The sequence below is a fragment of the Streptomyces sp. NPDC051064 genome (assembly GCF_044455985.1).
Lineage (GTDB): Bacteria > Actinomycetota > Actinomycetes > Streptomycetales > Streptomycetaceae > Streptomyces.
On sequence record NZ_JBITFK010000003.1, the window covers coordinates 527117 to 542132 of the forward strand.

Genomic DNA, 15016 nt, shown 5'->3' on the forward strand with positions numbered 1-15016 from the left:
GTCTCCTGTCGGTCGTACGCGGGATCAGGCCTGGTCGTGGTGGATCTCGATGCCGATGCCACCGAGCTGGTAGATCCGCAGGGTGGACTTCCAGACGCTCGCGTCGCCGACCAGCTGGATCCGGCCCGGTGCGCGGCGCACCTCCTTGATGTGCACGTCGAACTCCATCTCGGGGTCGTCGCGCAGGATCTGGCCCCGGTAGGACCAGGTCGTCTCGGCTTCGGAGAGCAGGGCGAAGCGAGGGTTGACGAGGCCGTCGGTGAGGCCGGTCTCCACGGCGTAGACCTGGAGGCCCTGGAGCAGGGACTCGACGCCGAGCGAACCGGGCATCACCGGGTCGCGGTGGAAGTGGCAGGAGAAGTACCAGTCGTCCGGGCGGATCGTGCGGTGTCCGCGGAGGTAGCCGCGGCCGTGGTCGCCGCCGCCGGCCACGATGTCGACCCACTGGACGAGGTCGAGGTGGTCCCGGCCGATACGGGGCCCGGGACAGGACGCCTCGGCGGCCCGGTAGGCCTTGAGGTCGACGCGACGGACCTCCGTGGGGTGCGGGGGCCGGCGGTCGATCCAGGGCGCCACGTGCTTGCCCTTGTCCAGGCCGACCTGGTTCTCCAGGGCCTTGGCGCTGAAGTAGCCGAAGAGTGACTCGCCCCGGTAGAAGACCTCGCCGTCCGCGGACAGTTCGTAGCTGTAGTTCTGCAGGATGGAGCCCGGCATCTGGTCGCTGGACAGCAGCGTCGACCGGTGCTGGATGGTCTTGCCCCGCAGATCGACGTCCTTGACCAGGGTGGCGCGGCCGTCGAGGTTGCGGATGCTGAACTGCTCCTCGGGGAAGGGCAGGGTGGCGCCCAGGTAGTAGCCGAGGAGGATGGCCGCCTGGAGGCTGGACTCCATGTGGACGCAGTTGGGCATGTGCGGGTGGCCGTTGTGGTCGTAGTACCAGGCGTCGTCCGGGGAGTCGTACTCGGTGACCATGACGGCCCCGCGCTTGAGGACGCCACGGGTGCCCTCCAGTTCCATGACGCGGTCGACGAAGAGGAAGTCGCCGTTGGGGATGTACGGGGCACGGCTGTCGGCGTAGACCTCGAACTCGGGTCCCATGGCCGTGGCCAGGTCGCCCTTGGCGGCGTGGGCCATGTGGAACTCGCTGAGCAGCGCGGGCTTTCCGCTCGCGGGGCTCAGCCGGCCCAGGAAGTGCGGGACCGTCCCCCCGGCTTCGGGGCGGTAGGGCGCGCCCGGCTTCTCCACCAGCCGGATGCCGAGCCCGGTGACGCCGATGGACGGCTTGCCGTCGCGGAGCACGACCACGTCGGCGGTGATCGCGGGGCGTGGCACCAGGGTGAGGGAGGTGATGTCGACCTGGTACTCGATCTTCTCGTGCTCCGGCGTGATCTGCCCCCGGACCTTGACCTCGGTCCGCAGGTCCGGTACGGGCTGGAAGCGGGCGTCGGGGAACGACAGGTGCAGCCCGAGGGAGAGCGCGTACACCTCCAGGAGCTGGACGGCGCCCTCCGCGACCAGTGAACCGGCGAGTACCGGGTCGTCCGGGAAGTGGCTGGTGAAGTACCAGCCGTCCGGCACCAGATGCTTGACGGCCTCGATGCGCCCGAGCCCGGCGGGGCCGCCCTTGCGGTCCAGGACGGTGATCTCGTCGGCCATGCGGAGCCGCTCGGTGGGGAGCCTCAGCGAGGTGTTGCAGCCGGCGGGCTGTGCGTGTCCCGGCCCGAACACGTCGGCGATCCGGCCTTCGCCGAGGCGCGCCAGGTCGGCGGGGCTCAGCGCGGTGCGTCCGGTGCGGGCGAGCGGCTTGAAGGCGCTGGACCCGGTGAACGTGCCGTCGCCGACGGGCGGGCGGACCTTGGCCTGGAGGATGCCGAGGGAGCTCTCCAGTTCCTCGTCGGTGAAGAAGCCGGCGCAGGCGTTGTTGAGCTTGAGGATCAGCTCGCCGTCCGCGTAGCAGTCGTAGTGGAAGAAGAAGAGGAGGGTGTCCCCCTGCCGCACGAACTGGTCGATCCAGATGTCGTAGCGCAGGGTCTGGCCGACGCGCGGCAGGTCTCCGACGAAGCTGAGACTGCTGTCGAGCAGGCGGTAGACGCGGTCACCGCGGTTGGTGAAGTCGGCGCCGAGGTAGCTGATCAGCAGCAGGTCGCACTGGCCGGCCTCGATGGTGACGGCCGGGGGGACCTGACCGTCGACGGCGTACCAGGCGTCCTCCGGTACGTCGTACTCGGTGCGGATGAAGGAGGGCTTGAACTCTCCCGGCTCGGCCTCCAGGGCGGTGACCCGGGTCGCGAAGTGGTAGGGCGGGGCGGGCAGCCGGACACGGCGGCGGTGCTCGTCGATCTCCGCGAAGCGGGGGCCGAAGACGTTGCCGACCTTGCCGGTGGCGAACTCGAGGAGGTCGTGCTCGTCCCAGATCACGCCCTCGGGCTTGGGCGGGCGGGGCGGCGGGGTGCCTCCCTCGGTCAGGAGCGAGACGAGCTGGTCGCGCAGCTCCCGCTGGGCCGCGAGCACCTCGCGGTGGGCCTCCAGCATCTCGCTGCGGAGCCCGCGCACCAGCACGGCGGCGGTCTCGTCGCCCGTGAGCGCCTGGCTCCTCGAGGGAGCCGGCTGCGCCGGCTGCGGCGTACCGGACACGGCGCCCGCCCGCGGGGGCGCGGGGGTGTTCGCGGGCGGCACCTGGGCACCGGCCGGAATCATCGTGATGGGCTCCCTTTCCAACGCCAGGGATGGCGTAGGCGGCTGCGCGGAGGGGTGGGTCGGCATCGCGGTGTCCCATTCCGTGGAGTTTTCGGCGCCCGTTCCGGGCGCCGGATCGGCGAGCAGAGAGCCCTGGGCCACGACGGCCGTCGTGGCCTCCGCCGGGCTGTCGGGGTGCGCCGCGAACGCCGCGACCGGCGCGGCAGGACGGGCGGGCGGGGCGGTGGGGGTGGTGGCGGGAGCGACGGCGGGCCGGGCGCTCGGCGCGGCCGGCGCCACGCGCGGAGCTGCGAGCGCGGACGGAACGGCCGCCGGGGCCTGCGGGGACGCGGTGCGCGGCACGGAGGCCACCGCCGGGACCGGGATGCGCGGCAGCGCGGCCACCGTCGGGGCGGCGGCCGACGCCACCAGGGGCGGGACCGGGGCACCGCCGGCCAGGAAGGCCCGCAGACCGGGCGAGCGGTCCGGACGGCTGTCCGGGAGGGGGGCGAAGGCGCTGAGGTCGACCGGGATGCCATGGGCGGCGAGGCGGGCCGCCAGCCGGGCGATGTCGGTCGCCCCGCGGGCGCCCCGCCGGTCCACCGAGACCGACAGGTGCGGCTCGTCGCCCAGGGTCTCGTGGATCCACCGCGAGCACGTGCTGCTCGGGCCGACCTCGATGAAGCAGCGGTAGCCGTCGTCGTACGCACGCCGGACCAGCCGGGGGAAGTCGACCGTCTCGCGCAGTGTGACCGCGATGTTCCCGGCCACCGCGTCCGCGTCGAAGTCCGTCACCGGCGCGTAGTGCCGGCTGCTGTAGAGGACCAGGTCCCCGACGTCGCCGGTCGGGTAGCGGTTGAGGTCGGCGAGCTCGGGCAGGACCCCGTCCACCACCGGGCAGTGCATCACGTGGTTGGCGGGCGAGCGGGCGCTGCGGCAGTCCAGCTCGGCGATCAGGTCGCGGCACTGCTGCGGGTCGCCCGCGACGACCGCCTCCTGCGGCGTGTTGACGTGGGTGAGGAACACCCGGTCGTAGCGGCGCAGTGCGGCCCGTACGTCGTCGGCGGGTGCGAGCAGCACATGGGTGGCCCACACCTGCGGGTCCGGGACCTCGTCGGCCAGGTCCCACAGCGCGCGCACGGTGCGCTTGGGCCCGCGCAGCATGTCGTCGAAGAGCGGCGAGGCGCTGATCTTCTCGTCCCCGCGTGCGCTCTTGACCCAGCCTCCGGTGGCGAAGAGCATGCTGCTCTCGCCCAGGCTGTACCCGAGGGCTCCGTGCACGGGGACGCCGAGCACCTCCCGCACCAGGTCCGTGGAGAGCAGGGCGTAACTCGTGCCGGCCGCCAGCATCAGCGGGATGTCCTCGACGAGTTCGCCCTCCATGCGCATCAGCTCGCGCCGGCCCAGGGGCTCCCGGGAGCGGGGGTAGAGCGCCGCGCTGCGCAGGAGGTCGGCGGGGAGTTCGGCCTGGGCCTCGAAGCGGGGAAGCAGTCCGGGGAAGGCCCGGAACATCGAACGCCCCAGGCCGAGATAGGAGTTGAACGCCCCGGGGAAGACCAGGGTGACCTTGGCGTCGGGGCCGATCGGCTTGGCGGTGAAGCAGCTCCCGGACGGCGAGGACCATTCACCGCCGGAACGCCACACGCCGGGCAGGTCCTTGAGCGCCTGGTCGATCTGGCGGGCGAGGCCGGCCTGGTCGTCCGCGACGAGCACGGCCTTGACCTTCGCCGGCCGGTCCGCGAAGTCCGCCTGCCAGTCGCTTCCGGCCTCGGCCGCACCGATGGCCGTACGGAGTTCGCCGAGCCGCCGCAGCAGCCCGTCGAAGTCGTCCGCGCCGACCGGCACGACCACTCCCCCGCCGGAACGGGTCCAGTCGGCCTCGGTGATCTCGCCGCGCACCTGACCGCCGGTGAGCACGAGGTGGGCGTGGCTGCCTGCCGCGCCGACGACGCTGACGGAGGCGGCGCGCCTGCCCTCGCGGTGGGAGCGCAGCCAGGGCCGGGAGTCCGCGGCCAGGAAGAAGGCGGAGCCCTCGGTCCGGTCCGCCGCGACGCCCTCGGGGGCCGCGGGGAAGTAGGCGTGGTGCAGGCAGAGCGCGGCCCGGATGAGAGCGGCGAGTCCGGAGGCGCACCCGGTGTCGCCCACGGCCCGGCGGGCCGAGGAGAGGGCGGTACGCAGTTCGCCGCCCGCTCGCTCGGTGCTCCAGACGCGGGCGAGGCCGTCGAGCTCCGCGGGATGCGCTCCGCCGGCTTCCACCAGCTCGACGTCCGACGGGCCGATTCCGGCGGCGGCGAGCGCGTCCCGGGCGGCGCGTTCGACGAGTTCGGCGCTCGTGGCGGGGGTGACGTCAGGCGCGTGGTGCACGGCGATCGACTCGACGGTGGCGTACACCCTGCGCCCCTGGGGCACTGTGTCGGGCCGGGTGACGACGACGGCGCCCGCGCCCTCGCCCAGGATGCGCAGCCCGTCCCGCACGGTGCCCGGTTCGAGCAGTTCGCGGGCGAGGGTGCTCTCCGGTCCGGCGGCGAGGTCGACCGCGCCGACCAGGACGGCTTCCACGGTGGGGTCGAGGAGCAGCAGCCGGGCCACGTCCAGCGCCTCGACGCCGACGGCGCTGTCCGAGGAGAGGGTGAAGGAGGGGCCGGTGAGGTTCCACAGCGAGGAGACCCGGCTCGCCATGATGTTGCCGATGTAGCTGAGGACCTCGTTGGGCTCGATGGAGTCGTGGACGCCGTCCCGCGCGGCCCGGGTCAGTTCCGCGAGCTGCTGCGGCGAGGGGTCGACGCCTGCTGCCGCGCACCACTCGGTCAGTTTGCGCCCCAGCTCGTAGCGGGAGCCGTGGCCGTGCGCGCTGGGTTCCATCTCCATGCCGATGACGACGCCGACCCGCCGTGCGGCGGAACCGTCCTCGCCGCCGGGGCGTTTGCGCTCGAATCCCGCGTCGTGCAGCGCCTCCTCGGCCACGCGCATGAGCAGCAGCTGCTGCTGGTTGAAGTGGGCGAGGTCCTTGGGCGGGATGCGGTACGAGGTGGTGTCGACCTCGAAGTCCTCGATGTAGGCCGCCTGAGGGGCCGCGTCCCCGCCGAGACCTGCCCGGTCCAGGGGGCCGCCCTCCACGGTCTCGAAGCCGCGCCAGCGCTGCTCGGGCAAGGGGCGTACGCCGACGAGACCGTCGTAGCCGGCTCGTTCGAACTCGTCCAGGGTGGCGAAGGACCCGAAGTGCGCGCCCATGCCGATCACGGCGAGCGGGGGCGGCTCGGTGGGGGCGGCGGGCGCTTCCCGTGCGGCCGTGGCGGCCGGTGCGCTCGATGTCTCCGGCGTCTCCGGCGTCTCCGGTGCGGAGAGGACGACGTGGGCGTTCGTACCGCCGAAGCCGAAGGCGGAGACGCCCGCGCGGCGGGGCGCGCCGGGGGCGGGTTCCGGCCAGGGCACGGCCTCGCGTACGACCCGGTCCGCGATCGTGCCGGGCAGCGGCTGCTCCACTCCGATCGTCGGGGGGATGACACCGTGCGACAGCGAGAGGACGACCTTGAGGAGGCTGGACATGCCGGCCACGGTCAGCAGGTGGCCGATGTTCGCCTTGACGGACCCCAGCAGCGGGCCACGGCCGAAGAAGGCCTCGGCGCCGCCGAGTTCCGTGCTGTCACCCAGCGGCGTACCGGTGGCGTGGCACTCCAGGTACTGGATCGCGGACGGGTCGACCCCGGCTTCGCGGTAGGCGAGTTCGTACGCGGCGAGCTGACCGGCCTCGTTCGGCGCGAGCAGGTGCTTGCCGGGGCCGTCGTTGGTCAGGGCGAGGGCGTCGATCACCGCGTGGATGCGGTCGCCGTCGCGCTGTGCGTCGGCGAGCCGCTTCACCGCGATCATCGCGGCTCCCTGCCCGGTGACGATGCCCCGGGAACGCGCGTCGAAGGGCTGGCTGAAGCCGTCCTGCGGATAGGCGCGCAGGTCGGAGAAGGACAGGTGGATGACGGTCGGGTCGGGTGCGCAGACACCCCCCGCCAGCATGAGATCGGCCCGGCCCGTCTCCAGATGGGCGCAGGCGAGCTTCAGCGCGTACAGCGCGGAGGAGCACGCCGCGTCGAGGGTGAACCTCGGGCCCTCCAGGCCCAGGGCGGCCGCGACGACGAGGGCCGGCATGCCGCCCGCCCAGAGGTTGTGCGCGGTGACCGCACCGGACGGGTCCGGGGCGCCGGGCGTGATCAGGCCGTCGGGCACGGGGAGACCGGCCTCGGCGAGACCGTCGGCCACGGCCGAGTCCCAGAGCTCACCGGCGAAGCGGCCGGAGGCCGGGGTGGGGAACGGGTAGTTCCCGAACACCACCCCGGTCCTCCGTCCTTGCCGGCCGTCCGCGGTCGGGGGGTGGCCCGCGTCGGCCAGCGCGTCCCCGGCCACCCGGAGCGCCCAGTGGAACGAGCGGTCCAGGCCGGCCAGGTAGTCGGCGGGAAGGCGGTAGTTCTTCGGGTCGAGTCCTGCGGCACGCTCGTCGTACTCGTCCAGGAAACCGCCCCTGGTGCAGTAGATGCGGTGCCTGTCCTCGGGGTCGGTCTCCCGGGCCTCCGGGGCGTGCCCGAAGACACGGTCGTCCCCGTCGGTGCGTGAGTCCACACCTTCGATCAGGTTGCGCCAGTAGTCGTCGGGTGTCCCTGCCCCCGGGAAGAGGCAGGCCAGGCCGACGATCGCGTACTTGCCCATGGTTGGGTCAGCCTCCGGGTGTCCGCATGGTTCGGTTCGGGAGTCAGGGGTCGGGAGAGGGGGCGGTACGGGCCGGGTCACGAGGGGACTGCCGTCCCGTCGGGCACGGGGCCCGTGCGGCCCGGGAAGTACCGGGCGGGTCCGGCCCCGGAGGGGGCCGGGGCCGGACCCGCCCGGTCGCCGTCAGACGGAGACGGCGGCGGTCCCGGTCCTTTCGGCCGCTCCGAACTTGCCCTCCAGTTGCGGGTCCTCCACGACCACCACACCGTCGAGGACCTGGAGCACACGGCCCTCCCGGTCGAGCGCGGTGATCGAGCAGCTGATGCCGCTCGGCCCGGAGGTGACGTTCTCCACCGCGATCAGGAACTCCTGGTCGGCGGGGAGCTCCGCATGGAAGCGGGCGCTGCCGATCTCCATCGGCAGGGAGGCGCGGTTACGGAACCGTCGCACCCACACCAGCGCGGACTGGAGGAGCAGATCGGCGATGACCGGGCTGTGGAACCGGCCGTGGTAGGCACCGCGAGCCGGCAGCCCATCACCGAGCCGTGCGGCGAGCAGCAGCAGTCCTTCCTCCGCGACCAGCACCGAGCGGATCCCGCGGAGCGCGGGACCGTGGAAGAGCGTGCCGTCCCGGTACAGCGGAGCGGCGTCCGTACGGGTCGCCGCACGCGCGGCACGGGCGAGGTCCGTACGGTCCGCGGGCACCGGCGGCGCGTCCGTGGAGAGGCTCGCCCCGTACGACGGCCTGCTCCGTCCGGCGTCGTCCACCGCGGAGGCCAGCACCTCGATCGCGTGCGGGCGGGCGGCCGGTCCGGGCTCGATGAAGAGCCGCAGCCGTGAGGCGTCGGCTCCCTCGCCCTCCGCCGCGTCCATCACCAGGCCCTTGAAGACCTTGAACGCGGACACCTCGGTCACGTGCTTGCCGGTCACCCTCTCGGTGGTGTTGACGAGGGCGCCGAGCGCGGCGGTGGCGGGCAGCACCCGCTTGCCGCCGATCGTGTGGTCCGCGAGCAGCGGGTCGGCCGAGATGTCCGCGAGCGTACGGTCGACGAGCAGGGTCGGCGAGGCCGGGGAGCCTTCGGCCGGCGGAGCGGAGAGCGGAGTGAGCGGGCCGGCGACGACGACCGTGTCCTGGCCGCGGGCGGCGGTGAACTGCTCGGCGAACATGCCCGCACCCGTCGCCACCGGAACCAGCGCCACGCCCCTCGAGGCGAACATCCGGCGCAGGTCGTCGGTGACCATCCCGCCGTCCCACGCACCCCAGTTGACGGAGGTCACACGCGCCGAGGGCAGCTCCTGCCTGAGGCGCACCGCGAGACGGTTGAGCGCCTCGTTGGCCACGGCGTAGTCCGACTGGCCCCGGTTGCCGAAGAATCCGGCGACCGAGGAGAAGAACACCAGGTGGCGCAGGTCGGCCGAGCCGCGGAGCGCGTCCAGCACGTGGCCGAGGCCGACGATCTTCGTACCGAGGACCCGGGCGATCTCCTCCGGCGTCTTGTCCGCGATCAGCCGGTCGGCCAGGACACCGGCGCCGTGCACGACGCCCGTGACACGCGAGGCGTACGGGGCGAGGGCGGTCCGGACCGCGGCGGCGTCGGTGATGTCCACCACGAGGTACTCGACGGTGGCGCCGGTACCCCGGAGCCGGTCGAGGTTGGCCTGGATCTCGCGGCTGCCGGTCAGCTCGCGGTAGACGGCCTCGACACCGCGCGGGGTGGCCTTCTCCCCCGTAGCGGTGATCCGCTTGGCGATGAGGCCCTTGAGCGCCGCGCCTTCGACACCCGCCGACCACTCGGGCTCGGAGGTCACCTGGCTACGGCCGAGCAGCAGCAGACCCACGGGACGGGCCTCGGTGAGCGCCTGGAGGCAGTCCGCGGTGATGCCGCGGGCGCCGCCGGTGACGACGAGCAGATCCCGGACGCCGATCTCCTGTACGGCCGTCACGTGCCCGGCCGGCGGCTCGGCGGACGGCACGATCGTGCGGCGTCCCTCCGGGTCGACACCCACGTCCGCGAGGTCGGCCGACACGTCGTGGATCTCGTCCAGGAAGCGTGCCGCGACGGTGCGGTCGTCCAGACCGGGAGCGAAGTCCACGGTGCGTGTGAAGAGCGAGGGGACCTCGATCGCCAGCGTCTTGACGAGTCCGCTCACACCGCCGAGGAGGGCGGATCCGGTGCCGCTGCCGCGGTAGCCGTTCGCTCCGTCCAGCCGGGTTACCGCGACGAACGCGGCGCGGTCGCCGGCCGCTGCCTTCAGCGGGGCCTGGGTCAGCTTGGCGACGAGGACGGTGTGCGCCAGACGGCGTGCCGCCTCGGTCCACTCCTGTCCGGCCTCGGCGGCCATCTGCACGACCAGGTCGAGCCGTTCGGCCGTGACAGCCGCGGCGAGCTCCTTCTCGTCCCACGTACGGAGCGGGCGGAAGGAGTCGGCCTCACCCGCGGACGTGGTGGCACCCGGCAGTACGACGACCTCCACCCTCCAGCCGTCGGCGCGCAGACCGGCAACCAGCGGCCGGGTCAGCGTCGACCCGTCGTCGAGGACGAGGGCGACGGGCTGCTCCGCGTAGGCCCGTACGACACGGCAGACCGCGGGGAGTTCGCGTACGGCCGCGAAGGTCCTTCCCACGCCGTCCGCCTGGGGGTAGGTGATGACGAGGGGGGACTCGACGGCGGGGCCGGAACCTTCGGCGGCCGTGTCACTGGGGGCCGCACCTGAGGCCGAGGCCAGGAAGCCGGCGATGTCGTCCAGGGTCCGGAGCTCACCCATCCGCTCCGGATCCACCTCACCGGAGACCGGGAAGCGCTCCTGAAGCGCCCCCATGATCTGAACCCGCTTGATCGAATCGATCCCCAGATCGGCCTCCACATCCATACCCGGCTCCAACATCTCCACCGGATAACCCGTCTTCTCCGCCACGACTTCGAGCAACGCCCCCAGCACAGCGGCATTCACCTCGTCGGACGGCGCAGAGACGGAAGACTCCACCACCACAGGAGCGGGAGCAGCGGGAGCGGGAGACTCAGCCGGAGCCGTCGCACCGGACGCCGAGGCCAGGAAGCCCGCGATGTCGTCCAGCGTCCGCAGCTCACCCATCCGCTCCGGATCCACCTCACCCGACACCGGGAACCGCTCCTGCAACGCCCCCATGATCTGAACCCGCTTGATCGAATCGATCCCCAGATCGGCCTCCACGTCCATACCCGGCTCCAACATCTCCACCGGATAACCCGTCTTCTCCGCCACCACCTCCAGCAACGCCCCCAGCACAGCGGCGTTCACCTCGGCGGACGGCGCAGAGACGGAAGACTCCACCACCGCAGGAGCGAGAGCGGCGGGAGCGGCGGGAGCGGCGGGAGCGGCGGGAGCGGCGGGAGCGGCGGGAGCGGCGGCAGGCTCAACCGAGGCGGTCGCACCAGACGCCGAGGCCAGGAAGCCCGCGATGTCGTCCAGCGTCCGCAGCTCACCCATCCGCTCCGGATCCACCTCACCCGAGACCGGGAAGCGCTCCTGAAGCGCCCCCATGATCTGAACCCGCTTGATCGAATCGATCCCCAGGTCCGCCTCCACGTCCATACCCGGCTCCAACATCTCCACCGGATAACCCGTCTTCTCCGCCACCACCTCAAGCAGCGCACCCAGCACCGCAGCATCCACCTCGGCGGAAGCAACAGGCACCTCAGTCACGAGAACGGAAGCAGCGACGGCCGGAGCCGGCTCAGCAGGGACCGGAGCGGAGACAGGCGCGACCGGGGCAGTCGCACCGGACGCCGAGGCCAGGAAACCGGCGATGTCGTCCAGCGTCCGCAGCTCACCCATCCGCTCCGGATCCACCTCACCCGACACCGGGAACCGCTCCTGCAACGCCCCCATGATCTGAACCCGCTTGATCGAATCGATCCCCAGATCGGCCTCCACGTCCATACCCGGCTCCAACATCTCCACCGGATAACCCGTCTTCTCCGCCACCACCTCCAGCAACGCCCCCAGCACAGCGGCGTTCACCTCGGCGGACGGCGCAGAGACGGAAGACTCCACCACCGCAGGAGCGGGAGCGGCGGGAGCGGCGGGAGCGGCGGCAGGCTCAACCGAGGCGGTCGCACCGGACGCCGAGGCCAGGAAGCCCGCGATGTCGTCCAGCGTCCGCAGCTCACCCATCCGCTCCGGATCCACCTCACCGGAGACCGGGAACCGCTCCTGCAACGCCCCCATGATCTGAACCCGCTTGATCGAATCGATCCCCAGGTCCGCCTCCACGTCCATACCCGGCTCCAACATCTCCACCGGATAACCCGTCTTCTCCGCCACCACCTCCAGCAGCGCACCCAGCACCGCAGCATCCACCTCCGCCACCGGAGCAGCGGGAGCAGCAGGCACCGGAGACTTCTCGGCCTGTACGGGCGCAGGCGCAGGCTCCGCCACCACCGGAGCAGCAGCAGCGGTGACAGGCTCAACGGGCGCCACCGCAGGTGCCTCCTCGCTCTTCAGCGCGTCGATCAGGAGCCGCGTCGCGCGCTCGTGCGCCGACGTGATCGACGCACCGTGCTGCTCGATGAGCCGCAGGGCGGCGTCGGCGTCGGGGTGGGTGCCGGAGCGGACCGACAGTTCGAGGGTCTTCACCGCCTCGCGAATCGTCTCGACGTGCGCGTCGAGGATCTCGGCCTGGAGGTCGAGCCCCTCTCGGGCCACCGCGCTCAGAGCGTCCCCAGCGCCCTCCGCCGGCTGTGTCACCGGCTCGGACACGGGCTGGGCGGCCGGCTGCGCCGGCTGCGCCGCCTCGCGAGAGGGCTCGGCGATCGCGTCGCGGTACGCCGAACGTCGGGCCTCCGTGACGTAGTTGATACCTCGCAGCGGGATGGCCATGCCCTTGCCCGCGGGCACCTCGGGCACCTCGGCGCTGTGGTTGTCGATGCCGGAGACCGGGAGGCCCAGGACCGCCAGTTCGATGACGGCGCGCTTGAGGGCGAGCTCGCCGTCCTTGGCGGGGCCGCCGTCGACCGCGACGGTCCGCACGCCGTCGCGGCCCTCGAGAACGCGGTCCACGAGGTCGGAGAGGACCCGCTTCGGGCCGAACTCCACGAAGACCCGGAAGCCGTCGGCGTACATCTCCTCGATGCGGTCGGCGAAGGCGACCGGCCGGAGCAGCTGGTCGACCAGCGTGCGGCGGCTCTCGGCCTGGTCGGCGCCGTAGGAGGCGCCCGGGGTGTTCGCGTAGACGGGAATGCGCGGGGCGTTCAGGGCGACGCCCGAGACCGCCTCGCGGAAGGCGTCGGCGGCGTGGGCGACGAACCGGGTGTGGAAAGCCGCCGAGACGGGGAGCCGCTTCGCGGGAATCGTGCCGCTCGCGGCGTCCGCCACGAGGCGGTCGATCTCCGCGGTCGGGCCGCCGACCACGATCTGCCCGGGGGCGTTGATGTTGCAGACCGACACGTCCTGGTAGCCGGCGACGAGCGCCTCGACCGCGCTCAGCTCGCCGCGCACGGCGGCCATGGCGCCGGGGTCGTGGGAGGCGGAGGCATCGGCGGGCGGGGCCATCGCGAGGCCGCGGGCGCGGGCCAGCTCGGTGAATCCGTCGTCGTCGAGGACACCGGCCGCCCACAGGGCGCTCAGTTCACCGAAGGAGTGTCCGATGACACCGTCGGGGGCGAACCCGAGCTCCTTGAACCAGGCGAACTGTCCGGCGGACAGCGCCCCGATCGCGGGCTGGGCGAACTCGGTGCGCCGCAGCGACTCCTCCTGGGCCTTGCGCGTCGCGTCGTCGAAGGCCGGCGGCGGGAACACGACGCGGCCGAGCGTCTCGGCCCCCGCGGTCAGGCGGTTGGCCCTGTCGTACGCGGCGAGCACGGGCGGGACGGCGAGGGCGGCCTCGCGGCCCATGCCGACGTACTGGCTGCCCTGCCCCGCGAAGACCGCGGCGGCCTTCGTGCCGGCCGGGATGCCGGAGCGCCGGTAGGTGATCCCCTTGGGGTGCTGCCAGGCGTCCGCTCCGGACTTGGCCCGCAGCAGCTCGACGGCGGTGGCGCGCAGCGCCTCGAACTCCTCGTCCGAGCCGGCCACGATGCCGATGCGCGCGTCACCCGCGGGCACCCACCCCAGCGGGTCGGGCGCCGCGCCCTGCTCCAGGCGCCGGACGAGGGCCTCGGGGTCGGCGGCGTGCCAGAGGCCGGTGCGGGCGACGGGGCCGAGCACCTTGCCGCCGGTGGTGTCGTGCTCCTCCAGGACCATGTGGAAGTTGGTGCCACCGAAGCCGAAGGAGGAGACGGCGGCCCGGCGCTTGTCGCGGCCCGGGTCGGCGATCCAGGGACGGGCCTGGGAGTTGACGTAGAACGGGGTCTCGGCGGGGTCGACGGCGGCGCTGGGCTGCTCGACGTTGATGGTCGGCGGCAGGACCTTCTGATGCAGGGCGAGCGAGAGCTTGATCAGCCCGGCCGCGCCCGCCGCCGCCTTGGTGTGCCCGATCTGGGACTTGACGCTTCCGATGGCGGCGTAGCCGCGGGCGTCCTGTCCCTCGGCCACGAAGGAGCCGAGGGCGGACAGCTCGGTGTGGTCGCCGACGGCGGTGCCCGTGCCGTGCGCCTCGAAGAGCTCGATGGAGCCGGCGGGGACGTCCGCGTCCTCGTAGGCGCGGCGCAGGGCGAGCTGCTGGCCCTGCGCGCGCGGGGCGTAGATGCTCTTGAAGCGGCCGTCGCTCGAGGTGCCTATGCCGCGCAGTACGGAGTAGATCCGGTCCCCGTCGCGCTCGGCGTCGGCGAGCCGCTTGAGGGCGAGCATGCCGATGCCCTCGCCGATCAGCGTGCCGTCGGCGGACTCGTCGAAGGGCCGGATGATCTGGCTCTTGGAGAACGCCGGGGTCTTGCTGAAGCACATGTACATGAGGATCGTGTTCTCGGCGTCGCAGCCGCCGGTGATCATCAGGTCGGAGCGGCCTTCGACGAGCTCGCTGACGGCGAGCTTGACCGCGGCGAGGGCGCTGGCGCAGGCCGCGTCCACGGTGCAGTTGGTGCCGCCGAGGTCGAAGCGGTTGGCGATGCGGCCGGCGACGACGTTGCCGAGCATGCCGGGGAAGGAGTTCTCCTCCCACGGGATGTATGCCTTCTTGAAGCGCTCGGCGACCTCTTCGGCCTGGGCCTCGCTCAGTCCGACGCTGCGGACCACTTCCTTGAGGACGGGCGTCTGGAGCCGTGCGGAGAGCGGCTGTGTCAGGGAGTTGGCGCCGGTGACGCCGAGGATGACCCCGGTGCGGGTCGGGTCGTACCACCCGGAGCCCTCGGTGCCCGCGTCACGCAGGACGTCGCGGGCGACGGTCAGCGACAGGAGCTGGAGGATGTCGGTGACCTCCAGGGTGTTCGGCGGCAGGCCGAACTCCATGGGGTTGAAGGCGATTTCGGGCAGGAACCCGCCGCGCCGGGCGTAGGTCTTGTCCTCGGCCGTGGGGTCGGGATCGTAGTAGTCGTCGAGGTTCCAGTGGGTGTCCGGTACGTCCTCGATGCAGTCGTTGCCGTCGACGATGTTGTGCCAGAACTCGCGCACGTTGCGCGACTGGGGGAACAGGCCGGCCAACCCGACGATGGCGATGGGTGTCTCGGCCAGACGTGAGTGGTGCACGACGGTCCTCTCGTTCAAGTGCGGCGGGTGGGCAGGGCGCGGG

The 15016-nt window shown here is 72.5% G+C and carries 2 protein-coding genes; both read right to left on the reverse strand.

All coding sequences use genetic code 11. The features are described 5' to 3' along the window. Positions 1–24 precede the first annotated feature (24 nt). Entirely contained in the window at positions 25–7371 is a 7347-nt protein-coding gene (locus ACIBCU_RS14230; protein WP_399231500.1) for a beta-ketoacyl synthase N-terminal-like domain-containing protein, read from the reverse strand. A 183-nt stretch (positions 7372–7554) separates the two neighbouring features. Further along, positions 7555–14973: an SDR family NAD(P)-dependent oxidoreductase gene (locus tag ACIBCU_RS14235; protein ID WP_399231502.1), complete on the reverse strand. Its 7419-nt coding sequence runs from the start codon at positions 14971–14973 to the stop codon at positions 7555–7557. Between the last annotated feature and the right edge of the window lie 43 nt (positions 14974–15016).